Source organism: Cupriavidus basilensis (genome assembly GCF_029335485.1).
GTDB classification, from domain to species: Bacteria; Pseudomonadota; Gammaproteobacteria; order Burkholderiales; family Burkholderiaceae; genus Cupriavidus; species Cupriavidus basilensis_E.
This window is the reverse complement of record NZ_JARJLM010000221.1, coordinates 1-513: the sequence shown is the minus strand read 5'-3', so window position 1 is coordinate 513 and position 513 is coordinate 1. Positions and strand designations below refer to the sequence as shown.

The following is a 513-nucleotide window of genomic DNA, read 5'->3' as shown; positions in this document are numbered from 1 at the left end:
AGGCCGCCAACGCGGCCGCTAGCAGTGAGTTGGCCGCCTTGCGGGCCGAAGCGCGGCTGCAGGCGAGCGAGGCGGAGGCGCGGCGCGACCAGGCGCGCGCCGCAGTGGTGGTGGCCGAGCAGGAGACCGCCGCCGTGCAGGCGGACTTCGACGCAGCCCAGCAGGCGCGCGCGGCGCTACAGGGGGAACTGGAGGCCGAGCGCCAGGCCCACGCGGCCGCGCGGGCGCGCCAGGAGGAGGGCCGGCGCCAGATCGAGGCGCTCGAGCGGCAACTGGGGGAGCTGCGTACCCAATTCTCGACGGAGCTGGAGCGCACCCGCGAGCAGGTGGTCGTCGCGCAGGAACGGGCGGAGGCCACCGAGCGCCGCGCGCTGCGCGAGATTGACCAGGAGCGTACGTTGCGCCAGAAGGCCGAGCAGGCGCTCGCGGACCAGCGCGCTGAGCTGGCGGCGGTGCAAGCGCGGGCGCAGGACGCCGCCGTGGCCAGAGCCGAGGAACGGGCAAGGCAGCAGG

General features: G+C 76.0%; 1 pseudogene. It reads left to right on the top strand.

The features are described from left to right. Positions 1–513 (top strand): annotated as a pseudogene (locus P3W85_RS13010) (DNA-binding protein); the annotation flags it as partial.